The sequence below is a fragment of the Streptomyces sp. NPDC005728 genome, from assembly GCF_040630895.1.
Lineage (GTDB): Bacteria > Actinomycetota > Actinomycetes > Streptomycetales > Streptomycetaceae > Streptomyces.
This window is the reverse complement of record NZ_JBEXYL010000003.1, coordinates 145,345-170,821: the sequence shown is the minus strand read 5'-3', so window position 1 is coordinate 170,821 and position 25,477 is coordinate 145,345. Positions and strand designations below refer to the sequence as shown.

At 72.5% G+C, this 25,477-nt stretch carries 26 protein-coding genes; 11 read left to right on the top strand and 15 right to left on the bottom strand.

The annotated features are described in order from the left end of the window. Nucleotides 1-15: 15 nt before the first annotated feature. Nucleotides 16-477, bottom strand: coding sequence for an Lrp/AsnC family transcriptional regulator (locus tag ABZ471_RS04010; protein ID WP_359062110.1), 462 nt, complete (start codon nucleotides 475-477; stop codon nucleotides 16-18). Nucleotides 478-559: 82 nt separating this feature from the next. On the opposite strand from ABZ471_RS04010, the gene ABZ471_RS04005 reads away from it, so the two are divergent. Next, a complete protein-coding gene (locus ABZ471_RS04005; protein ID WP_359062108.1) occupies nucleotides 560-1,180 on the top strand; it encodes a LysE family translocator in 621 nt (206 codons plus the stop codon). A gap of 3 nt (nucleotides 1,181-1,183) precedes the next feature. Here ABZ471_RS04005 and ABZ471_RS04000 read toward each other — a convergent pair whose 3' ends face one another. Then, nucleotides 1,184-1,660, bottom strand: coding sequence for a nitroreductase/quinone reductase family protein (locus ABZ471_RS04000; protein ID WP_359062106.1), 477 nt, complete (start codon nucleotides 1,658-1,660; stop codon nucleotides 1,184-1,186). Further along, nucleotides 1,660-2,844, bottom strand: coding sequence for an acyl-CoA dehydrogenase family protein (locus ABZ471_RS03995; protein WP_359062104.1), 1,185 nt, complete (start codon nucleotides 2,842-2,844; stop codon nucleotides 1,660-1,662). The genes ABZ471_RS04000 and ABZ471_RS03995 overlap by 1 nt, the downstream gene beginning before the upstream one ends. 118 nt (nucleotides 2,845-2,962) lie before the next feature. On the opposite strand from ABZ471_RS03995, the gene ABZ471_RS03990 reads away from it, so the two are divergent. Next, nucleotides 2,963-4,132, top strand: a complete 1,170-nt coding sequence (locus tag ABZ471_RS03990) for an acetyl-CoA acetyltransferase (protein ID WP_359062102.1) — start codon at nucleotides 2,963-2,965, stop codon at nucleotides 4,130-4,132. Between the two features lie 83 nt (nucleotides 4,133-4,215). Next, the gene (locus tag ABZ471_RS03985; protein WP_359062100.1) at nucleotides 4,216-4,641 is read left to right on the top strand and encodes a pyridoxamine 5'-phosphate oxidase family protein; all 426 of its coding nucleotides are present in this window, start codon (nucleotides 4,216-4,218) and stop codon (nucleotides 4,639-4,641) included. A 35-nt stretch (nucleotides 4,642-4,676) separates the two neighbouring features. On the opposite strand, the gene ABZ471_RS03980 is transcribed toward ABZ471_RS03985, so the two are convergent. Further along, on the bottom strand, nucleotides 4,677-5,900 hold the full coding sequence (locus tag ABZ471_RS03980) for a transposase (protein WP_359062098.1): 1,224 nt from the start codon (nucleotides 5,898-5,900) through the stop codon (nucleotides 4,677-4,679). Nucleotides 5,901-6,176: 276 nt separating this feature from the next. Here ABZ471_RS03980 and ABZ471_RS03975 point away from each other — a divergent pair, with 276 nt between their 5' ends. Further along, on the top strand, nucleotides 6,177-6,842 hold the full coding sequence (locus ABZ471_RS03975) for a pyridoxal 5'-phosphate synthase (protein WP_359062096.1): 666 nt from the start codon (nucleotides 6,177-6,179) through the stop codon (nucleotides 6,840-6,842). A 14-nt stretch (nucleotides 6,843-6,856) separates the two neighbouring features. Here the strand turns inward: ABZ471_RS03975 and ABZ471_RS03970 are convergent, their stop codons facing one another. The 3 genes from ABZ471_RS03970 to ABZ471_RS03960 are packed head-to-tail and all read right to left on the bottom strand — an operon-like array spanning nucleotide 6,857 to nucleotide 8,584. Continuing rightward, nucleotides 6,857-7,723 carry a GNAT family N-acetyltransferase gene (locus ABZ471_RS03970; protein ID WP_359062094.1) on the bottom strand — a complete coding sequence of 289 codons (867 nt, stop codon included), beginning with the start codon at nucleotides 7,721-7,723 and terminating at the stop codon, nucleotides 6,857-6,859. A gap of 16 nt (nucleotides 7,724-7,739) precedes the next feature. Next, nucleotides 7,740-8,135 (bottom strand): Zn-ribbon domain-containing OB-fold protein, encoded by a 396-nt coding sequence (locus tag ABZ471_RS03965; RefSeq protein WP_359062092.1) that lies wholly within the window; start codon nucleotides 8,133-8,135, stop codon nucleotides 7,740-7,742. After that, nucleotides 8,135-8,584 carry a DoxX family membrane protein gene (locus ABZ471_RS03960; protein ID WP_359062090.1) on the bottom strand — a complete coding sequence of 150 codons (450 nt, stop codon included), beginning with the start codon at nucleotides 8,582-8,584 and terminating at the stop codon, nucleotides 8,135-8,137. The genes ABZ471_RS03965 and ABZ471_RS03960 overlap by 1 nt, the downstream gene beginning before the upstream one ends. Nucleotides 8,585-8,778: 194 nt before the next feature. Between ABZ471_RS03960 and ABZ471_RS03955 the strand changes: the two genes are divergently transcribed. The 4 genes from ABZ471_RS03955 (at nucleotide 8,779) to ABZ471_RS03940 (ending at nucleotide 13,841) form a co-directional block, all read left to right on the top strand. Continuing rightward, on the top strand, nucleotides 8,779-9,321 hold the full coding sequence (locus tag ABZ471_RS03955; RefSeq protein WP_359062088.1) for a hypothetical protein: 543 nt from the start codon (nucleotides 8,779-8,781) through the stop codon (nucleotides 9,319-9,321). Between the two features lie 226 nt (nucleotides 9,322-9,547). Next, a complete protein-coding gene (locus tag ABZ471_RS03950; protein ID WP_359062086.1) occupies nucleotides 9,548-10,726 on the top strand; it encodes an NAD(P)/FAD-dependent oxidoreductase in 1,179 nt (392 codons plus the stop codon). Between the two features lie 101 nt (nucleotides 10,727-10,827). Next, complete coding sequence (locus ABZ471_RS03945; protein ID WP_359062084.1) at nucleotides 10,828-13,056, top strand: acetate--CoA ligase family protein; 2,229 nt, start codon at nucleotides 10,828-10,830, stop codon at nucleotides 13,054-13,056. Continuing rightward, nucleotides 13,053-13,841 carry an enoyl-CoA hydratase-related protein gene (locus ABZ471_RS03940; protein WP_359062082.1) on the top strand — a complete coding sequence of 263 codons (789 nt, stop codon included), beginning with the start codon at nucleotides 13,053-13,055 and terminating at the stop codon, nucleotides 13,839-13,841. The genes ABZ471_RS03945 and ABZ471_RS03940 overlap by 4 nt, the downstream gene beginning before the upstream one ends. A gap of 3 nt (nucleotides 13,842-13,844) precedes the next feature. Here ABZ471_RS03940 and ABZ471_RS03935 read toward each other — a convergent pair whose 3' ends face one another. Next, nucleotides 13,845-14,771, bottom strand: a complete 927-nt coding sequence (locus ABZ471_RS03935) for a hypothetical protein (RefSeq protein ID WP_359062080.1) — start codon at nucleotides 14,769-14,771, stop codon at nucleotides 13,845-13,847. Nucleotides 14,772-14,851: 80 nt separating this feature from the next. Here ABZ471_RS03935 and ABZ471_RS03930 point away from each other — a divergent pair, with 80 nt between their 5' ends. Next, on the top strand, nucleotides 14,852-15,463 hold the full coding sequence (locus tag ABZ471_RS03930) for a flavin reductase family protein (protein WP_359062078.1): 612 nt from the start codon (nucleotides 14,852-14,854) through the stop codon (nucleotides 15,461-15,463). Nucleotides 15,464-15,471: 8 nt separating this feature from the next. Here ABZ471_RS03930 and ABZ471_RS03925 read toward each other — a convergent pair whose 3' ends face one another. Beyond that, the gene (locus ABZ471_RS03925) at nucleotides 15,472-16,806 is read right to left on the bottom strand and encodes an MFS transporter (RefSeq protein WP_359062076.1); all 1,335 of its coding nucleotides are present in this window, start codon (nucleotides 16,804-16,806) and stop codon (nucleotides 15,472-15,474) included. Nucleotides 16,807-16,844: 38 nt separating this feature from the next. Here ABZ471_RS03925 and ABZ471_RS03920 point away from each other — a divergent pair, with 38 nt between their 5' ends. Beyond that, the gene (locus ABZ471_RS03920; protein ID WP_359062074.1) at nucleotides 16,845-17,852 is read left to right on the top strand and encodes a helix-turn-helix domain-containing protein; all 1,008 of its coding nucleotides are present in this window, start codon (nucleotides 16,845-16,847) and stop codon (nucleotides 17,850-17,852) included. Nucleotides 17,853-17,891: 39 nt separating this feature from the next. Here the strand turns inward: ABZ471_RS03920 and ABZ471_RS03915 are convergent, their stop codons facing one another. From ABZ471_RS03915 to ABZ471_RS03900, 4 genes are all read right to left on the bottom strand, one after another. Continuing rightward, nucleotides 17,892-19,115, bottom strand: a complete 1,224-nt coding sequence (locus ABZ471_RS03915) for an MFS transporter (protein ID WP_359062072.1) — start codon at nucleotides 19,113-19,115, stop codon at nucleotides 17,892-17,894. 102 nt (nucleotides 19,116-19,217) lie between these two features. Continuing rightward, entirely contained in the window at nucleotides 19,218-20,267 is a 1,050-nt protein-coding gene (locus ABZ471_RS03910; RefSeq protein ID WP_359062070.1) for a Zn-dependent alcohol dehydrogenase, read from the bottom strand. After that, a complete protein-coding gene (locus tag ABZ471_RS03905; protein ID WP_359062068.1) occupies nucleotides 20,267-21,415 on the bottom strand; it encodes an acyl-CoA dehydrogenase family protein in 1,149 nt (382 codons plus the stop codon). The genes ABZ471_RS03910 and ABZ471_RS03905 overlap by 1 nt, the downstream gene beginning before the upstream one ends. 52 nt (nucleotides 21,416-21,467) lie before the next feature. Beyond that, nucleotides 21,468-22,382: an SDR family NAD(P)-dependent oxidoreductase gene (locus ABZ471_RS03900; protein WP_359062066.1), complete on the bottom strand. Its 915-nt coding sequence runs from the start codon at nucleotides 22,380-22,382 to the stop codon at nucleotides 21,468-21,470. An 86-nt stretch (nucleotides 22,383-22,468) separates the two neighbouring features. Here ABZ471_RS03900 and ABZ471_RS03895 point away from each other — a divergent pair, with 86 nt between their 5' ends. Further along, nucleotides 22,469-23,395 carry a cyclase family protein gene (locus ABZ471_RS03895; protein WP_359062064.1) on the top strand — a complete coding sequence of 309 codons (927 nt, stop codon included), beginning with the start codon at nucleotides 22,469-22,471 and terminating at the stop codon, nucleotides 23,393-23,395. 235 nt (nucleotides 23,396-23,630) lie between these two features. Here ABZ471_RS03895 and ABZ471_RS03890 read toward each other — a convergent pair whose 3' ends face one another. Next, nucleotides 23,631-24,095: an ATP-binding protein gene (locus ABZ471_RS03890; protein ID WP_359062062.1), complete on the bottom strand. Its 465-nt coding sequence runs from the start codon at nucleotides 24,093-24,095 to the stop codon at nucleotides 23,631-23,633. Nucleotides 24,096-24,579: 484 nt separating this feature from the next. Beyond that, nucleotides 24,580-25,476, bottom strand: a complete 897-nt coding sequence (locus ABZ471_RS03885; protein ID WP_359062060.1) for an acyl-CoA dehydrogenase family protein — start codon at nucleotides 25,474-25,476, stop codon at nucleotides 24,580-24,582. Between the last annotated feature and the right edge of the window lies 1 nt (nucleotide 25,477).

Sequence of the window (25,477 nt, the reverse complement as noted above, 5' to 3'; positions counted from 1 at the left end):
CAGCCCCGTTGGCCACTACCCCCGTGCCGCGGGCAGCGGCCGGTCCTGCACCACGTGCTTCATCACCAGCGTCGAGGTCAGCCGCTGCACCCCCGGCAGGGTCGCGAGCCGCTCGTCGTACAGCCGCTGGAAGGCGGCGAGGTCGGCGGTGGCCACGCGCAGCAGATAGTCGGGCTCGCCGAACAGCCGCTGGGCGTCGAGGACGTGCTCCAGCTCGCTGACCGCCCGCTCGAAATCGGCGACCGTCTCCCGGTCCTCCTGCCGCATGGAGACGAAGACCAGCGCCTCGAAGTTCAGCCCGAGCGCGGCCGCGTCGACCACCGCCCGGTAGCCCTGGATGGCACCGGAACGCTCCAGCTCGCGCAGCCGCCGGTGGCAGGGCGAGACGCTGAGGCGCACCCGGGCGGCCAGCTCGGTCACGGTCAGCCGCCCGTCCTGCTGCAGCTCGGCAAGGATTTTCCGGTCTACGTCGTCCATGAGGAAGATAATTGCTCAGATCTCGCGATCATGGGCAAACTTCAGAAACACTTTCGGGCCATTCACGCCTAATGTCCCCAGCATGGACTCAGGACTGCTCTTCTCCTTCCTCGCCGTGGACCTGCTGCTGGTGTGCGTGCCGGGCGCGGACTGGGCGGTCGTCATCGCGACCGCCCTGCGCGGCCGCTCGGTGCCGCGCGTGGTGGCAGGCCTGGTCTCCGGCTACGCCCTGCACACGGTCCTGGCGACGGCGGGCCTCGCGGTCCTGGTGGCGGGCTCGCCCCGGCTGCTGACGGCGCTCACGGTGGCGGGCGCCGGGTATCTGCTGTGGCTGGGCTGGGGCGTGCTGCGCCGCCCGGCGATCCCGGGCGCGGCGGACGAGGCTCCCGACGCCGACCGGCGCCTCTTCCTGCGGGGCGCCACGATCAGCGGCCTGAACCCCAAGGGCCTGCTGCTCTACCTCTCCGTGCTCCCCCAGTTCCTCACCCTCCGCGGCGCCCACCTGCCCGTATCCGTGCAGACGGCGACGCTGGGCCTGCTGCACATGGCGTGCTGTGCGGCCGTCTACCTCAGCGTCGGCGCCCTGGCCCGCGTCCTGCTGTCGGCCCGCCCGGCAGCGGCCCGCGCGGTCACCCGCACCTCGGGCGCGGCGATGCTCGGAATCGGCGCGTTCTTGCTGGTGGAACGGCTGGCGACGCTCTGACGATCACTTTCTCAGGAGCCGAAACACCCTGATCTCCCGCTCCACCCGCGCCTGATACGTCGCGTACGGCGGCCAGAACGCCAGCAGGGCCTTCCAGGCGGCGGCCCGTTCCTCCCCCGCGAGCAGCCGGGCCGTGACGGGGATGTCCCGGCCCTTCCAGTTGATCGAGGCGTCCGGACGGGCGAGCAGGTTGTGGGTCCATGCGGGGTGGCCGGTCCGGCCGAAGTTGGAGCCGACGAGGATCCAGCTGCGACCGTCCTCCTCCGGCATGCAGGCGAGCGGGGTCCGGCGCGCCAGCCCACTCCTCGCCCCGGTCGAGGCGAGGATCACCCCCGGCAGCATCTGCGCGCTGAGCAGCACCTTCCCCCGGGTGAGCCGGTGGACGGCCCGGTCGAGGGCCGGGATCACATGCGGGGCGACCCTCGCGAAGGCGCGGGTGGCGGACACCTTCTGCACGAACCGCACGCCGATGCCGGCCATCAGACCGTCACCTCCCCGCGCCCGAACAGCCCGGCCTGCTCGGCGGCCCGGTCCCGCAGCCGGTGCACCGGCCCGAACAGCAGCTCGTCCCCGGCCGCCCGTTTGAAGTACAGGTGGGCCTCGTGCTCCCAGGTGAACCCGATCCCGCCGTGCAGCTGGACCGCCTCCCCGGCCGCACACCGCAGCGCCTCCAGCGCCTGGGCCAGCGCAAGGCCACCGACCTGCTCCCCCTGTGCCGTCGCCCAGGCGGCGTAGTAGGCGGCCGAGCGGGCGGCCTGCACCGCCACGTACACGTCCGCCAGCCGGTGCTTGACCGCCTGGAAGGAGCCGATGGCCCGGCCGAACTGCTCCCGCTGCCCCACGTACTCCACGGTCCGCTCCAGCGCCCGGTCGGCGGCCCCCACCGCCTCGGCGGCGAGCACGGCGGCGGCGGTGTCACCGAGCGCGGCCAGGGCGGGGAGGACGTCCTGGCCGGGGGAGCCCAGCAACTCGGCCGCCACGTCCCGCAGTTGGATCCGACCCTGCGGCCGGGTGGCGTCGAGGGCGGTCTGCCGGGTCCGTACGACGCCCGCGGCGTCCCCCGCGACCAGGAACAGCAGCGTCCGGGGCCGTGTGAACCCCCCGGTGTGCGCGGCGACGACGAGTAGTCCCGCGCTGTGCCCGTCCAGCACCTGCTCGACCTGCCCGTACAGCCGCCACCCGTCCGCGCCGCGCCGGGCCTGCACGCCCCCCGCCCGGCCCCCGCCGGCCCACTCCCCGCCGTTGCCGCCGGTCAGGGCGAGGGCGGTGGCGAGGGCGGGGCCGGGTACGGCCAGGGCGGCGGTGCGGGTGCCGGCGGCGAGGCGGGGCAGCAGCTCGGCGCGCTGGGTGTCGGTGCCGAGGGCGAGGACCAGCGGTGCCGCGAGGACGGTGGTGGCCAGCAGCGGGGAGGGGGCGAGCGTCCGTCCGGCCTCCTCGCAGGCGAGGGCGAGTTCGGTGGTGGAGCAGCCGACGCCGCCGTAGGCCTCAGGGAGGGCGAGCCCGGGCAGGCCGAGCTGGTCGGCGAGGGCGGACCACAGGGCGGGGTCGTACCCGGCCGGGCTGTCGAGGGCGGCGCGCAGCTCCTCGGCGCCGCAGCGTTTGTGCAGCAGTTCGCGCAGGGTGCGGCGGATCTCGTCCTGCTCGGCGGTGAGGCGCGTGTCCATGGCTGATCCGATCCCTCCGACCTGATCTGACGGTGCGTCATGTTAGGGCGGGCGGGGAGCGAAGCCCAGGGGTGCGACACCTGCCGCGAGGCGCCGGATCTGATGTACCGTCAGATTCATGAAGTCCGGGAACCGGAAAGTCGCCGTGACCGGGGTGGCCCTCTCCGACTGCGGCCGCGTGGACGACACGACCCCGTACACCCTGCACGCCCAGGCCGCCCGCCGCGCCCTCGCGGACGCGGGCCTGGACCGCTCCCTGGTGGACGGCTTCGCCTCGGCGGGCCTCGGCACACTGGCCCCGGTGGAGGTGGCCGAGTACCTGGGCCTGCGCCCCACCTGGGTGGACTCCACCTCCGTCGGCGGCTCGACCTGGGAGGTCATGGCGGCCCACGCGGCGGACGCGATAGCGGCGGGCCACGCGAACGCCGTCCTGCTGGTCTACGGCTCGACGGCGCGGGCCGACATCAAGGCGGGCCGCAGGACCGGCAACCTCTCCTTCGGCGCGCGCGGCCCCCTCCAGTTCGAGGTCCCGTACGGACACACCCTGATCGCCAAGTACGCGATGGCGGCCCGCCGCCACATGATCGAACACGGCACGACGATCGAGCAGTTGGCGGAGGTGGCCGTACAGGCACGGGCCAACGCTGCCCTGAACCCGGAGGCGATGTTCCGCGAGCCGATCACGGTGGACGACGTCCTGTCGGGCCCGTTGATCGCCGACCCCTTCACCAAGCTGCACTGCTGCATCCGCTCGGACGGCGGGGCGGCGGTGCTGCTGGCGGCCGACGAGTACGTACGGGACTGCCGTACGCCCCCCGTGTGGATCCTCGGCACCGGCGAGCACCTCTCCCACGCCACGATGTCCGAGTGGCCGGACTTCACGGTCTCCCCGGCGGCGGTCAGCGGCCGGCTCGCCTTCGAACGGGCCGGGGTGCGCCCGGCCGAGATCGACTTCGCGGAGATCTACGACGCCTTCACCTACATGACCCTGGTGACCCTGGAGGACCTCGGCTTCTGCGCCAAGGGCGAGGGCGGGGCGTTCGTGGAGAAGGGCCGGCTGCTGGTGTCCGGAGAACTCCCCGTGAACACGGACGGGGGCGGGCTGTCGGCCCAGCACCCCGGGATGCGGGGGTTGTTCCTGCTGGTGGAGGCGGTGCGGCAGCTGCGCGGAGAGGGCGGGGAGCGGCAGGTGCGCAGGCGGGACGGGGAGGTGCCGCGCCTCGGCGTGGTGTCCGGGACGGGGGGCTGGTTCTGCTCGTCCGGGACGGTGGTGCTCGGCCGGAACTGATCGGCCGGGGGACCGCGCGGGAAGACGGCTCGTGCCGGCCGGTGTTGTCGCCGGCCACGGACGAGCTGCAGGAGGAGACCGAGATGGCGTTGACCCGCGAAGAGCGAGAGGCGTTCCTGGCCGAGGCGCACGTCGCCGCGCTGGCGGTGGACTCGGGCCCGGGGCGGGCGCCACTGGCCGTGCCGATCTGGTACTGGTACGAGCCCGGCGGGGACGTGTGGATCATGACGGGGCGGGAGTCCCGCAAATACGGCCTGATCAGCGCGGCAGGCCGGTTCACGCTGATGATCGACCGACTGGAGCCGACGATCAGGTACGTGTCGGTGGAGGGCCCGGTGGTCGAGACGACTCCGGCCACCGTCGACCAGCTGCGGGAGATCTCGGCGCGCTACCTGCCGGCCGAGAAGGTGGACGGCTACGTCGACTTCGCGTCGAAGAACCACGGGGAGCAGGTGGTGATCCACATGCGTCCGGAGAGGTGGGTGTCCTCGGATCTGGGCCAGGTTTGAATGCTCCCCCTGCCTGTTGGGAGGGGATTCCTGGCTCAGGCTGCCTCCTGGAGCAGCGCCCCAGGAGGTCTTACGCCCTCGACACCAGCCGGGTTCAGACCAGCCCGGATCAGCATCACACGCGCGGAGTTCTTGTCCCTGGGGGAGACGGCTCCGCACGCGACGCAGGTGTAGGTACGTTCGGACAGCGGCAGTGCGTGCTTGGTTCTCGCTCCGCACCGTGCGCAGTCCATGGTGGTGTGCGCGGGATGCACGAGACGGACGTCCCGCCCGTGCTTGCGGCCCATCTCGGCCAGGGCCCTCTTCGTGGCGCCGATCGCGGCGTCCGCTGCCTTGCGCGCCATCGGCGTCCTGGCGAGGAACTTCGGGCGGAAGTCCTCCACGGCGATGGCGTCATGGTCGGTCACCACGCGCTTGGCCCACTTGCGGCCGGTGTCCTGCCGCTGCCGGGCCACCTTCTTGCACGCCTTCGCCCGCAGCCTCCTGGCCTCGCGGTACCCCTTCGAGGCCGCCTGTCCCTTCGCGGGTTTGCGGCGGGCCATCATCCGGTCGTACCGCGACAGCTTCGCCTGGGCCTCCTTGCCGTGTTCGGCGTGCGGGAGGTCGTGGGCGTCCGAGGTGGTGGTCGCGGTCTCCTTCACACCCCAGTCGATCCCGATCACCGCGCCGGTGGCGGGCAGCGGCTGGACTTCGGCGGGCACGACGAAGGAGGCGTACCAGTGGCCGAGGCCGTCGCGGTACACGCGCACGCTGGACGGCTCGGCGGGCAGTTCGCGCGACCACACCACGGTCAGGACAATATCGCCCGCGAGGTGCAGACGGCCGTCCTTGAGACGGAAGCCGCGCTTGGTGTAGTTCAGCGTCGGGTCCGCCTCGCGCTTCTTCTTCCACCCGGGCATCCCGGCCCGCTGTTTGAGGGGCAGACGCCCTTTGATGTCCTTGTGCGCCTTCGCACGCGACTTGCCGAAGTCCCGGATGATCTGCTGCTGCGGCACCGAACTGCCCGCGCGCAGCCACGGCGTGCGCTCGCGGGCCCCGGTCAGCATCTTGTCGAGCTGGGCTGGGCCGCACGTCAGCTTGTCCTCGGGGTGCGCCTTGTTGTGCGCGTGCACGGCCTTGGACTTGGCCACGCATTCGTTCCACACCCACCGGCAGCGGTCCCACTCGGCGAGCAGCGCGGCGCCGGCGGTCAACGACACACGCAGCCGGTAGGTGTACCGGGTACACCCGCCCTTCTCGGGCTCCCTCACCGCCAGCACGACTTCACCCCCTCCACGCCCCGCCCACTCCTCCCCGCTTCCATGGCAAGACCGTACGTGCGAACTCCGTACACCCATGCCCTCATCACGCCACAGTCACCACAGCCAGCGAACGCAGGCACACGCGTTCGCTTCCTGGGCTCCGTCGGTGTATCGCGGGCGCTCCGCGCCCCAGGAGACCGGGCACGGTGACACTCCGCGTCACCGTCACGAGATGCGATTCCTCCCCGGGTGAACGCCTGGGCATCCTCGCAAGATTCAGGTGAGCATGAGGGAATGGGAACTGATCTCCACGCACTACTGAGGTCGCTGCGGGTGTGGGACGCGGGGACGACGACGCTGCCCCCCTTCGACCCGGCCAAGGCGCCCCCGACACCGCTTTCTCTGTTCACGAGCTGGTTCGCGGACGCGGTGGAGGCCGGCCAGCCCGAGCCGCACACGATGTCGCTCGCGACGACGGACGCGGAGGGGAACGCGGACGTGCGGATCGTGATGCTGCACGGCGCCGATGCGGACGGCTGGTCCTTCGCGACCCACGCCACCAGCCGCAAGGGCCGAGCCCTGGCCGCCCACCCGTACGCGGCCCTCGCCTTCTACTGGCCGGTGCTGGGACGGCAGGTGCGGGTGCGGGGTCCGGTGACGTCGGCGCCGTCGCAGGAGAGCCAGGCGGACCTGCACGCACGCTCGACGGGAGCGCTGGCGGCGGCCCTCACCGGACGGCAGAGCGAGGACCTCTCCTCGCTGGAGGACCTGCGGCAGACGTCGGAGGCCGCCTGGGAGCGAGCCCGCCGGAACCCGACGGAGCCCTCCCCGACCTGGACCCTGTACCGGCTGCACCCGCAGACGGTGGAGTTCTTCCAGGGCGACGCCGACCGACGCCACGTACGGCTGGAGTACCGGCGCGACGGGTTCGGGTGGAGCCGGGGGTTGCTATGGCCGTGAGAAGCCGGGGGTTGCTATGGGCGTGAGAACTCGTACACCGCGAAGTCGGCGATCCCCCGGTACCCGATCCTCTGGTACAGGCCGTTGCTCGTCGGGTTCGCGAGGTCGGTGAAGAGGAGGACCTCTTCCGTCCCGGACTCCAGGGCGACCCGGCTCACCTCGGCGGTCGCCGCGCCCGCGTAGCCACGCCCGCGCAGGTGCGCCGGGGTGTACACCGGCGCCACCCGCACCTGGCCTGCGGTCTCCGGGGTCACCCCGGCCATGGAGACGGGGGTGCCGTCGGGAGTCTCCCAGAGGGTGACACCGCCGTGGGCGATGCGGGCGTCGGTCCACTCGCCCGCGTCCTGGACCGCGCTGAGCCCGGCCGCGTCCTTGAACTCCCGGTACCAGCGGATCACCAGCTCCCGGTCTGCCGGCCCGGCCACCCGCGCCCGGCCCTCCGGCTGCGGTGCCGGTGCGGTCAACTCGGCCAGACGGTAGAGACGTTGGCGCTTGCTGATGCTGCCCGTGGTACCGGTGTGGCGGTGCCAGGCCGCCGTGAAGGCGCCTGCGGTGTCCCGCTCGGCCGAGACACCGGGGACCGGACGGCCCAGGCCGGCCACGAGCACCGCCAGCGACTCGGCCTCCTGCGGTGCGAGAGAAGTGACGTTCAGGGGGTGCGGTGGGGTGTGGAACAGGGTTGCGCGTACCGTGCCGTCCGCGTCCGCCAGCGTTCCGAAGAGCGGAGCTTGCTCACCGAAGACATGCAGCCCCCGCCTGCGCAACACGTCCGACACCGTCAGCTGCACCGTGTGCAGGGCCGGCCGGGAGCGCAGGAAGCCGTCGGCGCGGGCCAGGAACGCGTCCAGGTCGTGGGTCAGCTGCCAGGCGTCCGGATGCATCCCGCCATGGTCGCGCTCAGCCACCCGGCCTGAACACCGGTTTTCCCTCTCGGAAGACCACCCGCAGGGCCGTCCCGGCCGTCGGCTCGCCCTCCCCGCACTCGACCAGCTCCGTCATCATCCGCGGGCCCTCCACCAGATCCACGACCGCGGCCACGTACGGGGTGCGGTCACCGAAGGGCGGGAGGTCGTTGCGGTGGACCGTGGACCAGGTGTAGAGCGTCGCACGGCCGCTCGCCTCCTCCCAAGCCACCTCCTCGCTCCAGCAGTGCGGGCAGAACTCGCGGGGGTAGTGGTGGGCCCGGCCGCAACTGCCGCAGCGGCGGATCAGGAGACGTCCCTCGGCGGCCGCCTCCCAGTAGGGGCGGGTGAAGCCGTCGATCTCCGGGATGTCGTACCGTGCCGCGCCCATCAGAACCACCCCAGCGCCGCGTCCACCGACCACGTCTGCCACGCCATGCCGAAGAAGCCGGCCAGCGAGATCAGCGCCATCATCGAGTTCTGCCCCTGCTCCGCCCAGTCGTGGATCATGAGGACGAAGTAGAGGACGTTCAGGACCAGGCCGCCCAGCAGGGCCACCGGGGTCAGAAAGCCCAGGATCAGGCCGAGCCCCAGGGCGAGTTCGGCGTACGCCACGATGTACGCCATCAGCCTCGGCCGCGGGTTCACCACCGTCGCGAAGCCCGCCCGCACCGGGGCCCAGCGGTGTTTCGCCGCCACGTCCGCCGCCCAGGCGATGCCCGCCCCGCGCTCGAACCAGGCCTTCTTGTCCTTGTGACGCCAGCTCTCCAGCCACCACAGGCCTAGGCCTATGCGCAGCACCGCGAGCCACTCCGCGCCGTCGAGCCAGATCGCATCCATGGCATCTGACGGTACGTCAGATGCCATGGAAAGCCGAGGGCCCTGCAGTGGATCGGCTGTACGTTCGCCGCGGGGCTATGGCCGCCCTGTGAATGGCCCGAAGATTGTTGACGATTTTGTTGGCCACAAATTACGTTCGCAGACGCACGAGGGAGTCGGCGACACGAGAGGGCATCAAGGTGAAGCACAGGGCAGTGAGGCGCAGGACCGTCGCCATGGGCATCGGCGCCACCGCCGGTGTCGCGGCCGTGGGCGGCATCGCCCTGAGCGCACAGGCGTCGAGCGACCCGGCGTCGCCGGCATCGGACGCGCTGGTCTTCGACCCGGACGGCTACACCAGGCTGACCACGACCATCACGGACGCCGACGGCACCGACCACGCGGTCACGTACCACTTCTGGAAGGCGATCACCTATGTCGCCGACCCGGTCGACAAGACCTACCAGAGCCTCAACGTCAGCGTGCCGGTGGAGATCGACGGCAAGACCGTGGACGCCTCGGGCGCGCCGGTCCTGTTCGCGAACTCCGTCGGCGGATACATGCCGTCGTCGGTCGCGAAGGACTCGGACACCTCGCTCACGGTGTCCGCCAACCTCGCGGCGGCGGCCGCCGACCTCGGCGACGACGTGAACCACCTCTACTACTGGGACCAGGGCCACGGCGCCAACACGGACCCGGGTGACTTCGTCAAGTGGATCGCCGAGGTCACCGGGTACCGGGGCGGGAAGAACGGCTGAGTCCCGTGCCGAGACCGCGGTGTCCGTCTCCCGTCATGCTGCGGACACCGCCCCGCCGCGACGCCGGGCCCCCGCGCACCGGGGCCGGGCGTCGCGGCCTTCTCGTCACATCCGAGGCGGCTACGACACCTGTCCCACCCACTCCTCCCACATACGTGATCAATCCGCAACCAATTCCGGTCTTGACCGAGACCCATCAACCGGGTGGGTGATTACGCTCCCGCTCATGGCCGTCTCCCGTCCTTCCTCCGCACAGCCCGTCCCGGGCCCCACCGACCGCCCCGTCTACGTCATCGGCGCCGGTCCGGGTGGCCTGGCCGCCGCGTACGCGCTGCGGGCGCGAGGCATACGGGCCGTGGTCCTGGAGAAGGCCGACCGGGTGGGGGCGTCCTGGCGGGGCCACTACGACCGGCTCCACCTGCACACCACCCGGCGGCTGTCCGCCCTGCCGGGTCTGGCGATCCCGCGGAGGTTCGGGCGCTGGGTGTCCCGGGACAACGTGGTGCGCTACCTGGAGAAGTACGCCGAGCACCACGATCTGGAGATCGTCACCGGTGTGGAGGTCTTCCGCATCGAGCGGGCCGCGGGTGGCGAGGGCTGGGTGCTGCACGCCTCCGGCGGCCGGGAGCTGACCGGCAGCGCGGTGGTCGTCGCCACCGGCTACAACCACACCCCGCGCGTGCCCGCATGGCCGGGCCTGGACGGCTACGGCGGAGAGTTCCGGCACGCCGGCGAGTACCGGAACCCCCAGCCCTACGCGGGCCGGGACGTGCTCGTCGTCGGCATCGGCAACACCGGTGCCGAGATCGCCGTCGACCTGGTGGAGGGCGGGGCCGCGCGGGTGCGGCTGGCGGTGCGCACCGCGCCGCACATCCTGCGCCGCTCGACCGCCGGGTGGGCCGCCCAGTACACGGGCGTGCTGGTACGACGGCTGCCCGTGCGGCTCGTCGACCGGCTTGCGCGGCCACTGGCGAAGATCAGCATGCCCGACCTGTCCGCCCACGGGCTGCCGCGCCCGGACACCGGGCTGTACAGCAGGGTGCGGGAGGGTGCCATCCCCCTGCAGGACGTCGGCCTCGTCGACGCCGTACGGAAGGGGAAGGTGGAGATCGTGGCCGCCGTCGAGGGGTTCGAGGACGGGAAGGTGGTCCTCGCCGACGGGAGCCGGATCTCGCCGGACGCCGTGATCGCGGCCACGGGCTACGCCCGGGCGCTGGAAGGGCTGGTCGGGCATCTGGACGTGCTCGACGGGCGGGGTAAGCCTGTGGTGCACGGGGCCCGTACTCCGGGGAACTCCCCCGGCCTGTACTTCACCGGATTCACCAACCCCATCAGCGGGATGTTCCGGGAGCTGGCGATCGACGCCGAGAAGATCGCCAGGGCGCTGACGAAGAGACGGGCATAGCCGTCCGCAACTTTGCCGTTCCGACCCGTTCCTGACGCTGTGTCAGTTCAGTAATCTGACAGTGCGTCAGTTATGGCTGTCACACAGGAGCGGGCGGAACGATGCTTGGATCAACCCACGGCACCCTCACCACCGACTCCCGCCGGGCCCGGGTCCTCGCCTGCGGTGAGCAGCGGCCCGGACCCGCCGTCCACGGACGGGCGGACGAAGCGGACGATCGCGATGTCAGCGGGCGCCCGCTGTACTCGGACGTCCCGGATCTGGCGCGGTTCTTCCGGCCAGAGTCGGTCGCCGTGATCGGCGCCTCGGACACCGAGGGGCGGCCGAACACCGGGATCACACGACAACTGCTGGGCTGGGCCGAGCGGGTGGGGGCGCGGGTGCATCCCGTGCATCCGACCCGGCCCTCGGTCTTCGGCATCCCGTGCTCCGCCTCGGTCGCCGACCTGCCCGAGCAGGTCGATCTGGCCGTGCTGCTGGTGGCGGACCCGCTCCCCGTCGTGGAGCAACTGGCCGAGGCGAAGGTGAAGTTCGCCGTCGCCTTCGCCTCCGGGTTCGCGGAGACCGGGGAGGCCGGGGCCGAGGCGCAGAGGCGGCTCGCGGACGCCGTGCGCCGGTCGGGGCTGCGGATGCTCGGCCCGAACACCAACCTGAACGCCTTCGAGCGGTTCCGGGAGGACCTGGCGGGTCCGGCGATCGCACTCATCACCCAGTCGGGACACCAGGGCCGACCCGTCTTCGCCCTGCAGGAGCTGGGCATCCGGCTCTCGCACTGGGCGCCCACCGGCAACGAGGCGGACCTGGAGACCGCCGACTTCATCTCCTACTTCGCCGAGCGGCCCGAGGTCGGCGCCATCGCCTGCTACGTCGAGGGGCTCAAGGACGGCCGCGCCTTCCTGCTGGCCGCCGACCGCGCCGCCCGCCGCAAGGTGCCGGTGGTCGCGGTGAAGGTGGGCCGGACGGAAGCGGGGGCGCGTACGGCCGCCTCGCACACCGGCAAGCTCACCGGCGCCGACGACGTGGTGGACGCGGCCATGCGGCAGTACGGCGTGATCCGCGTCGACGGCCTGGACGAACTCCAGGACACGGCGGCTCTGCTGGCCCGGGCACGGGCTCCGCACGCGGACGGGGTCGTCGTCTACTCCATCTCCGGCGGCACGGGTGCGCATGTCGCCGACCTGGCCGCCGGGCTCGGACTGCGGCTGCCGACGCTGCCGGAAAGTCGGCAGGCCGAGCTGCACCAGTGGATCCCGGAGTACCTGAGCGTGGCCAACCCGGTGGACAACGGCGGGCACCCGGTGGGCGACTGGCGCGGCCGGAAGATCATCGACACGATCCTCGCCGATCCGGAGGTCGGGGTGCTGATCTGCCCGGTGACCGGCCCCTTCCCGCCGCTCAGCGACAGACTCGTACGCGACCTGGTCGATGCCGCCGAGGAGACGGACAAGCTGGTGTGCGTGGTGTGGGGATCACCGGTCGGCACCGAGCCGGCGTACCGGGAGGTCCTGCTCGGCTCCTCCCGCGTGGCCACCTTCCGGACCGTCGGCAACTGCCTCACCGCCGTCCGCGCCTGGCTCGGCCACCACCACTTCGTGAGCGACTACCGCTCCCCCTTCGACGAGGCCCCCCGCACCCCCTCCCCCTCCTTCCGCAAGGCCGACGCCCTGATGCGGCCCGGGCAGCAACTCAGCGAGCACGCGGCCAAGCAGCTACTGCGCGCCTACGGCATCCGGGTGCCGCGCGAGCAGCTGGTCACCAGCGCCGCGGCGGCCGTCCGCGCGGCCGGGCAGGTCGGCTACCCGGTGGTGATGAAGGCGTCCGGCGCACAGATCGCCCACAAGACGGAACTGGGTCTGGTGAAGATCGGTCTCACCTCGGCCAGCCAGGTCCGGGACGCCTACCGCGAGCTGACCGACATCGCCCGCTACGAGGGCGTCTCGCTGGACGGTGTCCTGGTGTGCCAGATGGTCGAGCAGGGCGTGGAGATGGTCGTCGGGGTGACGCACGACGAGCTGTTCGGGCCGACCGTGACGGTCGGGCTCGGCGGGGTCCTGGTGGAGGTGCTGCGCGACGCCGCCGTACGGGTGCCGCCGTTCGGCGAGGAGCAGGCCCGGGACATGCTCGCCGAACTGCGCGGACGGGCCCTGCTGGACGGCGTCCGGGGACGGCCGCCGGCCGACGTCGACGCGCTCGTGGAGGTCGTGCTGCGGGTCCAGCGCATGGCCCTCGAACTGGGCGAGCAGATAGCCGAGCTGGACATCAACCCGCTGCTGGTGCTGCCCCGCGGGCAGGGCGCGGTGGCGCTGGACGCGCTGGTGGTGTGCCGATGAGCGAGTCGGTACTGCACGAGGTCCGCGACCACGTCTCCTACGTCACCCTGAACCGGCCCGAGGCCCTCAACGCCCTCACGCCCGCGCAGCGGGACGTCCTGATCGCACTGCTGGCCGAGGCGTCGCAGGACCCGGACGTACGGGCCGTCGTCCTCACCGGGACCGGGCGCGGGTTCTGCGCGGGCGCGGATCTGCGGGGCGGTGCGGGCGGCGGGGAACGCATCCCGGGGGACGTGGCCCGCACCCTCCGCCTCGGCGCCCAGCGGCTCGTCTCCGCGGTACTGGACTGCGAGAAGCCGGTGCTCGCGGCCGTGAACGGCACGGCCGCCGGGCTCGGTGCGCATCTCGCGCTCGCCTGCGACCTGGTGCTGGCGGCCGAGTCGGCCCGGTTCATCGAGGTGTTCGTGCGGCGCGGACTCGTACCGGACGGCGGCGGTGCCCATCTGCTGCCCCGGCTGGTGGGGCCGCAGCGGGCCAAGGAGCTGATGTTCTTCGGGGACGCGGTGCCGGCGGCGGAGGCGGAACGCCTGGGGCTGGTCAACCGGGTGGTCCCGGACGGCGAGTTGGAGAAGACCGCCCGCGAGTGGGCGACCCGGCTGGCCGCCGGTCCGACCCGTGCCCTCGCCCTCACCAAACAGCTGGTGAACGCCTCCCTCGACGGCGACCGGGCCGCCGCCTTCGCCGCCGAGGCGGCCGCTCAGGAGATCAACATGACGACCGAGGACGCCCGGGAGGGGCTGCGGGCGTTCGTGGAGCGCAGGGAGGCGGAGTTCCGGGGGCGGTGAGGCTCAGCCGCGGGCCTGCTTGAGGATGCGCAGCGAGCCCCCGTCCGGGTCGCCGAAGAGCACGAACAGCTCGGGGGAGGTCCCACTGCCGCCGATCGACCAGTGGGTGTCCTCGCCGCAGCGGCCGTCGAGCTTGAGCAGGACTCCGTCGCGCCCCGTGTTGCCCGAGTCGTCGTCCGGCTCCCAGGTGCCGGCGCCTCCGCACACGACGTAGTCACGGAAGTGGTCGTCGTCGAAGGGAGGTTGGGACGGCAGCCCGACGGCCTCGGCGCTTCCGTCGGAGCGCAGCCGCAGCTCGGCTCCGCTCTCGCCCCGCCAGACCCCGGCCAACTGGCCGGCGGTCAGCTGCGGGGGCTCGTACTCCTGGATCAGGCCCGCCTCGGTGGCGAGGAACCCGCCACCGAAGGCCAGGACGAACAGGGCGACCGAGCCGAGCGCCGCCCGCCACCAGACACCCCACTGCCGCCAGTCGCGCCTGCGGGCGAGGCCGACCCAGAGGGTGGGCAGCAGTCCGAGGGCGGCCAGGACGGGGACCGTGGTGCCGAGCGGCCACCCGAAGAGCACGCCGGTCAGTCCGCCCCAGAAGAGGGCAGGCACGACCGGGGCCACCCCGTGCCAGACCGGCCCCGGGCCGGGCAGGCGCCGGCCCGCGAGCCGCGCGAGCACCACCGAGGGCAGGGTCAGCACGAACGCCGACAGCACGCCGAGGATCGGCAGCAGCAGCGGTGCGAAGAGGAGGAGGCACAGCGCACCGAGAGCCCCGCCCAGCCCGGCCCCGTAGTCGTCCTGGACAGCAGCCTCGTAGATCCACCACAGCAGTCCGGCCGCCGGCAGCTGGGCGCCCCCGAGGGCCGTCGCCGCGCTCAGATCCTCGGGTGCCCAGGTCAGCCCGGCACTCCGTAGCGTTCCACGCGTCTTTCCCCACCCCATGGGCGCAGCGTACGGGGACACTTTCGGCCATTCTCCTCCCCCTTCCCATCTGACACCCCGTCAGCTTCAATGGGGGTGTGATGGGACACGCAGGGGCGGCGGCCGCCGCCGTCCGGTACCTCAGGTCGGCCCCGCTGCCGGGGCCCATGGAGGCGTTGCCGCGCCCGGAGTTGCGGTGCGTCCGGGAGGACGAGCGGACGCCGGTGGACCAGGCGGCGTTCCGGAGCGTGCTGGGCGCCTTCGCGACGGGGGTGACCGTGATCACCGCGCCCGCCGCCGAGGAGGACGAGGAGTCTCCCGCCGGCTTCGCCTGCCAGTCCTTCTCCTCCCTCTCCCTCGACCCGCCCCTGGTCTGCTTCATGGTGGGCCGCACGTCGACCACCTGGCCGCGCATCGCCCGCACGGGTGCCTTCTGCGTCAACGTGCTGGCCGCCGGCCAGGGCGAGCTGTGCCGGTCCTTCGCGGTGAGCGGCGCGGACAAGTTCGCGGGGGTGGCGTACGACGCCGCGCCCGTCTCCGGCTCACCACGCCTCACCGGCGCCGCCGCCTGGATCGACTGCACGGTCCACGCCGTGCACACCGGGGGCGACCACCTCATCGTGGTGGGTCGGGTGGACGCCCTCGGCGCCGCCGAGCGGGGCGAGCCGCTGATCTTCCACCGGGGGCGGTTCGCCCGGCTGGTCGAGAGCTGAACCCCGCGTCAGGACAGTGCGGCCACGGGAGCCTGGCTCCGCCTGATCACCAGGGCCATCAGGGCCGCCACCGCGCACAGGGTGCCGGAGGTGTACCAGACCATGTTGTAGGAGCCGAAGACGTCGCGGGCGACACCGCCGAGGAAGGCGACGAGGGCCGCGCCGACCTGGTGGGAGGCGAGCACCCAGCCGAAGACGATGGCGCTGTCCTCGCCGTACTGCTCCCGGCACAGGGCCAGGGTGGGCGGGACGGTGGCGACCCAGTCGAGGCCGTAGAAGACGATGAAGAAGACCATCGGCGGGTGGACGGACGGTCCCAGCAGCATGGGCAGGAAGAGGAGCGAGACGCCGCGCAGGGCGTAGTAGACGGCGAGCAGGCGGCGCGGTTCGAAGCGGTCGGTGAACCAGCCGGAGGCGATCGTGCCGACGACGTCGAACACGCCGATGACCGCCAGCAGCGAGGCCGCCGCCGTGACGGGCATGCCGTGGTCGTGGGCGGCGGGCACGAAGTGGGTCTGGATCAGGCCGTTGGTGGAGGCACCGCAGATCGCGAAGGTGCCGGCGAGCAGCCAGAACGGGCCGGTGCGCACGGCCCGCGCGAGGATCGTGAGCGTGCGGCGGGCGGCCCCGGTGACCGGTGCCGGCTTCGGTACGAACTCCTGCGCGCCGTACGGCATCAGGCCCACGTCGGCCGGATGGTCGCGCAGCAGGAGCCACACGAACGGGACGACGGCGAGCGCGGCGAGGGCGACCGTCACGGCGGCCGGACGCCAGTCGTACGTCTCGACCATCCAGGACAGCAGCGGCAGGAAGATCAGCTGGCCGGACGCGGAGGCGGCCGTGAGGATGCCGCTGACCAGCCCGCGCCGCTCGGTGAACCACCGGTTGGTGACCGTGGCGGCGAAGGCGAGGGCCATGGAGCCGGAGCCGAGACCGACGAGCAGTCCCCAGCACAGCAGCAGCTGCCAGGCCGCCGTCATCCACACGGTCAGACCGGAGCCGATCGCTATCACCGTCAGCGCGACGGCGACCACCTTGCGGATGCCGAAGCGGTCCATCAGCGCGGCGGCGAAGGGCGCGGTGAGCCCGTAGAGCGCGAGGTTGATGGAGACAGCCGCGCCGATCGTGCCCCGCGACCAGCCGAAATCCTCGTGCAGGGGGTCCATCAGCAGACCGGGCAGGGAGCGGAAGGCGGCCGCGCCGATGATCGTGACGAAGGTGACGGCGGCGACGAACCAGGCGCGGTGCACGCGGCGGCGCCGGACGGGCGGGCCCTGGACCCGGGCGGCGGCTTCACTTGTCTGAGTCACGTCATAGAGAGTCCTGTTTCCGGCCCCGTCCATCGAGTGGCCCAAAGGCCAGCATTCGTTAGGATCGGGCCATGACTGTCGGCCAGGACTTCCGCCCGCACCGGATCGCCGTCCTCGCGCTGGACGGCCTGCTCCCCTTCGAGCTGGGCATCCCGCACCGCATCTTCGGCCGCCCGCGGGACGCCGAGGGCCGCTATCTGTACGAGGTCGTGACCTGCTCGGTCCGGCCGCCCGGCCCGGTCGAGACGGACGCCGACTTCGCGGTGCACGTCACGCACGGCCCGGAGGCCCTGGAGACGGCCGACACGGTGATCGTCCCGGCGTCGTACGAACTCGGCCCGGTCTACGAGGAGGGCAGGCTGACCGACGAGCTGTCCGCCGCGTTCGCCCGCATCCGCCCCGGCACCCGCCTCGCCTCCATCTGCACGGGCGTCTACGTCCTCGCCGCCGCGGGCCGCCTGGACGGCCGCCCGGCGACCACGCACTGGGCGGACGCCGACCGCTTCCAGCGGATGTTCCCGCGGGTCAGGGTGGACGCGGACGTGCTGTTCATCGACGACGGGGACGTGCTGACCTCGGCCGGGGTGGCCGCCGGGATCGACCTGTGCCTGCACATGGTGCGCCGCGACCACGGCACGGCCGTCGCCAACGAGGTGGCCCGCCGCACGGTCGTCCCGCCCCACCGCGACGGCGGCCAGGCCCAGTACATCCACCGCCCCGTCCCCGACCCCCAGCTCGCCACGACCACCGCGGCCCGCGCCTGGGCCCTCGGCCGCCTGCACGAGCCGATCCAGCTGCGGGACATGGCCGAGCAGGAGGCCATGTCGGTCCGCACCTTCACCCGCCGCTTCCGCGAGGAGGTCGGCATCAGCCCCGGCCAGTGGCTCACCCAGCAACGCGTCGAACGCGCCCGCCACCTCCTGGAGTCCACCGACCTGTCGGTCGACCAGGTGGCCCGCGACGCCGGCTTCGGCACGGCCCAGTCGATGCGCCAGCACCTGCAGCAGTCCCTCGGGGTGACCCCGACGGCCTATCGACGGACGTTCCGCACAGCGGTCGCCGGAGCCGGCAAGCGGTAGGGCGGGGCGCGGGGCCGGCGGTGAGGGCCCTCCGCGCTGTCACGGCACCGTGGGTATCCGGCTCGGGTCGCGCCCGTCGGCCGCCACGGCTTCCGCGCTGCGGGCGGACCGCGCCCTCCGTGTCTCCCCCCACCAGCCCGCCCCCGCCAAGGTCACCGTCAGCCCCGCCCCCGCCAGGATCGCCGTCGAGGGTGCCGCAAGCTTCAGCAGGGCGCCCGCCAGGGAACCCGTGGCCGCGTAACCGGCGCCCGCGGCCGCGTACATGACCGAGTAACCGGCTGCCAGCGCGCCGGGCGGGAGGGTCTCGCGCAGCGACAGGTTGCGGGTGAGCATCGCCGCCGACTGGAACAGGCCCGCCACCGCCAGCCCGGCGGCGATGCCCGCCAGATCCGGTATCAGCGCCACCAGGGCCACGACCGCCGACATGCCGCACAGCAACAGCACACTGCGCGTGGCCAGTCGCCCCGGCCAGGTACGCAGCCCGTACAGGAACGCGCCCACGCCCGAGGCCACCGCCATGCCGAGGAGCAGCGGTCCCGACCAGCCGACGCCGATGCCGCGCTGTTCCAGGAGGGCGGGCAGGACCAGTTCGGCGAGGCCGAGCAGGCACAGGCTCGCGGCCCCGGTGACGTACGCAGGCCAGGCACCCGCCAGCACCCGGAGCTGTGACGTCCCCTCGGTCCGCCCCTCCGACTGCCAACCCTGCGGCAGCAGCCACAAGCCCACGGCCGAGGAGGCCATCAGGACGGCCGCGAGCAGCAGCGGCAGGCCCGGGGCGACGCCCAGGGCGAGGCCGGTGACCGCGGCCGGGGCGACCCCCCAGACGCCCGCCGTCAGCATCGACTCCGCCGACAGGGCCTGCGCGGCCGCGTGGGCGGGGACCAGCGAGGTGAGCAGGGCCCGCAGCCCTCCGGCAGCCGCCGCGGGAGCGGCACCGGCGAGGAACGCGAACGCCGCGAGTATCACGGGGCCGGCGCCGGACAGTGTGCCGAGGCCCGCGAAGCCGACGGCACCGGCGGCGAGACCGGCGGCCAGGTGCGGGCGGGCCCGGCGGGGGTGCATACGCATGCCGAGGACCGGGGCGCCGAGGATCTCGCCGATCACGTACACCGCGGCAAGGGCGGCACCCAGGGGATAGCCGCCCGGGCGCCCTCGGACCAGGAAGACCAGGGCCAGCGGGGCCATGGCCACCGGCATGCGGGCACCGACGGACACACAGGCCCAGGTCAGCACCTGCTTCGAGGCGACGTCGCGGTAGGTCATGCGATGACGGTAGGGGCCGCCGCCGACAACCGCCGACGCATTTTCCCGGGCCTGTGGACAACACGGACGACCCTGCCTGTGGACAGCCCCGGTGATCCGCGATCAGAACGTCAGCACCCCCCGCGCCACCCGCCCCGCCTCCGCGTCCGCCCGTGCCTTCTCGAAGTCCTCCACCGGATAGGTCGCCGTCACCAACTCGTCCAGGAGCAGCCGGCCCTGGCGGTACAGCTCGGCGTACAAGGGGATGTCCCGCTGGGGGCGGGAGGAGCCGTAGCGGCAGCCGAGGATGGACTTGTCCAGGTACATGGAGGAGACCAGGAAGGACGCCTCGGCCGTCGCCGCGGGGACCCCGAGCAGGACCGCCTGGCCGTGGCGGTCGAGGAGGTCGACGGCCTGGCGGATCAGCTCGACCCGGCCCACACACTCGAAGGCGTGGTCGGCGCCGTTCGGCAGGATGTCCCGCACGCCCTCCGTGGAGGTCAGGAAGTCCGTCGCGCCGAACTGCCGCGCCACCCCCTCCTTGGCCGGGTTGGCGTCCACCGCCACGATCCTGAGCGCGCCCGCGATCCGCGCGCCCTGGATGACGTTCAGGCCGATACCGCCCGTGCCGATGACGACCACGCTGTCCCCGCGGTCCACCCGGGCCCGGTTGAGCACGGCCCCCACTCCGGTCAGCACCCCGCAGCCGATCAGCGCGGCCGACGGCAGCGGGATGTCCTTCGGGATCCGCACCGCCTGCACGGCCTTGACGACCGTACGTTCCGCGAACGCCGAGTTGGAGGCGAACTGGTGTACGAGCCGGTCGCCCCGCGTGAACGGTTTCCCCGGCCGCCCGATCGCCCGGCGGCACATGGTCGGCCGCCCCCGGTCGCACTCCGGGCACGTGCCGCAGTTGGCGAGCGTGGACAGGGCCACGTGGTCGCCGGGGGCGACATGCGTGACGCCCGCGCCGACCGCCTCCACCACTCCGGCTCCCTCGTGGCCGAGCACCACCGGGACCGGGAACGGGATGGTGCCGTCCACCACCGACAGGTCGCTGTGGCACAGCCCGGCCGCCGAGATCGCCACCAGCACCTCACCGGGCCCCGGGTCCCTCACCTCCAGGTCGTCCACCACCTGGACCTGCTTGCCGTCGAACACCACACCACGCATCACACGGCCCCCTTCGGCTCCTTCGGCAGACCGAGCACCCGCTCGGCGATGATCGTGCGCTGGACCTGGTCCGAGCCGCCGTAGACGGTGTCGGCCCGGGAGAAGAGGAACAGGTGCTGGTCGGGGTCGATCTCGTACGGTGCCGACGGCGACCAGTCCACGGGTCCCGCGGACGCCGCCCCGCCCCGGACCTGGACGGCCAGTTCACCCAGCCGCTGGTGCCAGTTCGCCCACAGCAGCTTGGCCACGCTGGGCGCGCCCGCGTCGCCCGAGCCGCCGAGCGTGCGCAGGGCGTTCCAGCGCATGGTGCGCAACTCGGCCCACTGCCGCACGAGCCGGGCCCGCACGACCGGGTCGTCGGCGGCGCCGGTGCGCACGGCCGTCCGCACGATCCGCCCCAACTCCTCGGCGAACCCGATCTGTTGGGCCAGCGTCGACACCCCACGCTCGAAGCCCAGCAGGCTCATCGCCACCCGCCAGCCCTGCCCCTCTCCCCCGACGAGGTGCTCCACGCGCGCGCGTGCCCCGTCGAAGAAGACCTCGTTGAAGTCGCTCGTGCCGGTCATCTGCCGGATCGGCCGGACCTCGATCCGCCCCGGCTGGTCCATGGGGACGAGCAGGAAGCTGAGTCCGTGGTGGCGGCGGGACCCGGGATCCGTCCGGGCCAGCACGAAGCACCAGTCGGCCTCGTGGGCGAGGGACGTCCAGATCTTCTGACCGGTGATCCGGTAGTACTCCCCCTCGCGCACCGCCGCCGTACGCACCCCGGCCAGGTCGGACCCCGCACCCGGTTCGCTGTACCCCTGACACCACAGCTCCTCGCCGGCCGCGACGGGCGGCAGGAAGCGGCTCTTCTGCTCCTCGGTGCCATGGGCGATGAGGGTGGGGGCCAGAAGGTTCTCCCCGATGTGCCCGGACCGCGCCGGCGCGGCCGACCGCGCGTACTCCTCGGCCCAGGCGACCTGCTGGGTGAGACCGGCGGTCCGGTTGCCGTACCCGGACTCCGGCCAGCCGATCCCGATCCAGCCGGCCGCACCGAGGGTGCGTTCCCAAGTCCGCCGGTTTGCAGAGGGGTTGGCGTGCGCGGCCAGCCAGGCGCGCGCTTCGGTACGGAACACCTCGTCCTCGGAGGTGAATTCAAAGTCCACGGGGTCTCCTCTTGGCACCGGTGACATCAGCCGACCCGGACATCTCTCCGAGCTACCGGGCGTTCGGCCGCTCCCCGTCCCGTGCGGCCTTCTCCATCGCCGCCAGCTGCAAGAGCATCGGCATCGGGTCCACCCCCACCGAGCCGGGCAGAGACTCCGCGATCCGCTCCGGGGTCCAGGCCCCCTCGCCGTAGACCGCCCGCAGCTCCCGCGGCTGAGCCCACACCGCGATCTTCGGCCCCGCGACCGTGTAGACCTGCCCGGTGACCCCTTGCTCCTTCGCGGCATCGGAGAGCAGGTAGACCACCAGCGCGGCCACGTCCTCGGGCGAGCCGATCTCCTTCAGCTCCGTCGGCACGTTCGCCGACATCCGCGTACGGGCCACGGGGGCGACCGCGTTGGCGGTGACCCCGTACTTGTGCAGCCCCAGCGCCGCGCTGCGGACGAGCGAGATGATGCCGCCCTTCGCCGCGCTGTAGTTGGCCTGCGAGACAGAGCCCTGGTGGTTGCCGCTGGTGAAGCCGATGAGGGTGCCGGACTGTTGTCTCCGCATGACGGCCGAGGCGGCCCGGAAGACGGTGAAGGTGCCCTTGAGATGGGTGGCGACCACCGGGTCCCACTCCTCCTCGGACATGTTGAACAGCATGCGCTCGCGCAGGATCCCGGCCACGCAGACGACCCCGTCGATGCGGCCGTACGAGGACAGGGCCGTGTCCACGACCCGCTGCCCACCCGCCATGGTGGAGATGTCGTCGGCGACCGCCACCGCCTCGCCGCCCGCCGCCTCGATCTCCTTGACGACGGCCTCGGCGACCTCACTGGTCGGCGAGGTGCCGTCGGTGGACACCCCGTAGTCGTTGACGACGACCCTCGCCCCTTCGGCCGCCGCCGCGAGAGCGACCGCGCGCCCGATGCCCCGTCCGGCGCCCGTCACGGCGACCACCTTGCCTGCCAAGAAGTTCCCCACGCCCGGCCCCTTCCCGCGGTTTCTGACGGACCGTTAGATTTTATGGCGCGTCAGACGTGTGGACACAAGCCCCGGGGAGGCACCGGATGTCACTGCCCGCCGAGTTCCACGAGATCGCCAAGCGCGTGAACAACTGGGGGCGTTGGGGAGCGGACGACGAAATCGGCACCCTGAACCTGATCACCGACGGGGTCGTCCGCGAGGCCGCCGCCTGCGTCCGCACGGGCCGGCGCGTCCCCCTCGCCCTGCCCCTCCAGCAGGACGGCGTGCAGACAGGGATGATCCCCGGGCGGGTCAACCCGCTGCACGCCATGGTGCAGCTCAACCAGGAGCTGTTCGGGCCGGGCACGGTGGCGTGCAGCGACGACGCGGTGACCATGGGGCTGCAGGCCGGTACCCACTGGGACGCGCTGACCCATGTCTCGCACTCCGGGAAGCTCTACAACGGCCGCCCGGCGCACACGGTCACCGCGCACGGCGGTGCGGAGTTCAGCGGCATCGACAAGGCGCGGCACATCGTCTCGCGCGGGGTGCTGCTGGACGTGGCACGCGCGCGTGGCGTGGACCGGCTGACGGGCGGGCACGCGGTCACGCCGGAGGATCTGGAGGCGGCCGAGGAGTTCGGCGGGGTGCGGGTGCGGTCCGGGGACGTGGTGCTGGTGCGGACCGGGCAGGTGCAGGTCCTGCTGGCCGGGGACAAGCACGGGTACGCCTATCCGTCACCGGGGTTCTCGGTGCGCTGCCCGGAGTGGTTCCATGCGCGCGACGTCGCCGCGGTCGCGAACGACACGCTCACGTTTGAGATGTTTCCGCCCGAGATCGAGAATCTGTGGCTGCCCGTGCACGCGCTGGACCTGGTGGAGATGGGGATGCTCCAGGGCCAGAACTGGAATCTCGAAGAGTTGTCCACAGCCTGTGGACAAGAGGAGCGGTACGCGTTCCTGCTCTCGGCGATGCCGGAGCCGTTCGTCGGCGCGACAGGCACGCCGGTGGCTCCCGTCGCAATCCTGTGAAGTCCGGTTGGCGGCGCGCCCCCTGCGTTCGACATCGCGCCGCCACCCGGTGCGACCCACACTCGACGAGGACCGCCGTCACCCGAGCCCTCGCCGTCCCCTCGCGGCGAATCGTTGCCCACAAGCGTGTTCAAACGGTCACAAGCAGTCAACACCGGTTCAGCGATTTATTACGTACGCCCGATTCACGGCGGCCGCGCACGGATGCATCCCCGGCGCATGGCCTCACCGGTGCCTACACCGCTTCGAACGCGAGGCCCTCGTACGCGGACCGTCCGCCCCCGTACGCCATCGCTGCGCCCTCCTCGGGCTGCGAGCAGCGGTCCAGCTCGCACCAGATGCTCTTGCCGGAGCCCTCGGGGTTCCAGCCCCAGCGGTCGGCGAGGCAGTCGACGAGCGCCAGACCCCGGCCGCCGGTGGCGTCACCGGCGGCGCAGCGCGGCACGGGCGCACGGGAGCTGGCGTCGGCCACCTCCAGGCGGACGGTGGCGGAGTCGACCACGTCCGAGGGCAGGGACAGCCGCAGCACGGCCGGACAGCCGGTGTGCACCACGGCGTTGGTGACCAGCTCGGAGACGAGCAGGATCAGGTTCTCGGCGAGTGCCTCGTCGGCCTCTATACCGGACCCGGCCAGGCGCGAACGGGCCCACCTCCGGGCTCGCCCCACCTCTGCGGGGTCGGGCCGGACTTCCAGCTGCACCTGAAGCACCTGCACCGCTCACACCATCCGAACCGGCGGACACATGACCTCGTGCCGCACACGCACCGCGACGAGGGCCACGATCGTAGCCATTTTCTGCATGGCCAGAACAACGGCCAGAGCAAGGGTCACGGAACGTGAATCCCTTACGAGACAGCATGGTTGACGTACAGTCACCCCAACAAGCGCTTCGGGCATATTCCAGCGCGAAGGAGTACCCGTGCGGGATACTGTGCGACGCCCGTTGCGGGGAGTCGAACAGGCCAGTTCCGGCATCACCCCAGGGGCAATACCGGCACGGCTCGTGCTCGCAGCCACTCGCATCTCACACAAGGTACCGGAGGGGGCACCCGACTCCGGGATGTGACGAGTCACGCAAAGGACACAACCCGATATCAACGCTCCGTGATTCCGGTACGCCACGATCCGCGACATCCTGGGCCAACGGTGTCCTGACGGCCCAGCACAGGACTCCGCCGAACGGTCAGGCCACCAGATCGGCGGCCAACGCTTCCTCACTCTCCGTGCTCCCGCCACCACGTTGGGCCCGAACCCAGGCCCGTTTGAGATGCAGATGGACCTCCGCCTCCCAGGTGAAGCCCATACCGCCGTGCACCTGGAGGCAGTCACCGGCCCCGCGCACGGCGGCCTCGTCGGCGAGGAGCCGGGCGGCTGCGATGTCGGCGGGGTCGGCGGTCACGGCGGCCGCGTAGACGGCGGCCCGGGCCGTCTCGGCGCGTACCAGCAGGTCGGCGCACAGGTGTTTGACGGCCTGGAAGGCTCCGATCGGCTGCCCGAACTGCTCACGCGCCCGGGCGTGTTGCACGGCCAGCTCGCACGCGCGCGTGGCCGTGCCGAGTTGCTCGGCGGCCGTGAGGAGCACGGCCACCGGGTCCGGTGCGCCGCCGGCGCCGGGACCGCCGGTGCCGCCGGGACCCCCGGGAACACGGTGCAGGGGTGTCAGCGGGTCCACCGAGCGCAGGGGTACGGCCCCGGAGGTGTCCCCGCACACGGTGTCCGCCACGTCCAGCCACTCCGCGAGCGCGCCGTCCACGCGGGCCACCACGACCTCCCCGGCGGCTGCCCCGGGCACGGTCCCGGCGGCGAGGTGGGTGGCCAGCACGGGCCCCGGCAGCAGCGCGCGTCCGGTCTCCTCGAAGACCAGCACCGCCTCCGGCAGACCGAGGCCGACCCCGCCCTCGGACTCCGGCACCCGCAGCGCGAACAGGCCCGCCGCCCCCAGCTCCCGCCACAGCCCCCGGTCCAGATGCCCGGGCCGGGCCACGGCCGCCCGCAGCGCGTCCGCGCCGAAGCGGCGCTCCAGCAGCTGCCGCACCCCGGCCCGCAACGCCCGCTGCTCCTCGGTGAGTCGGAAGCGCACG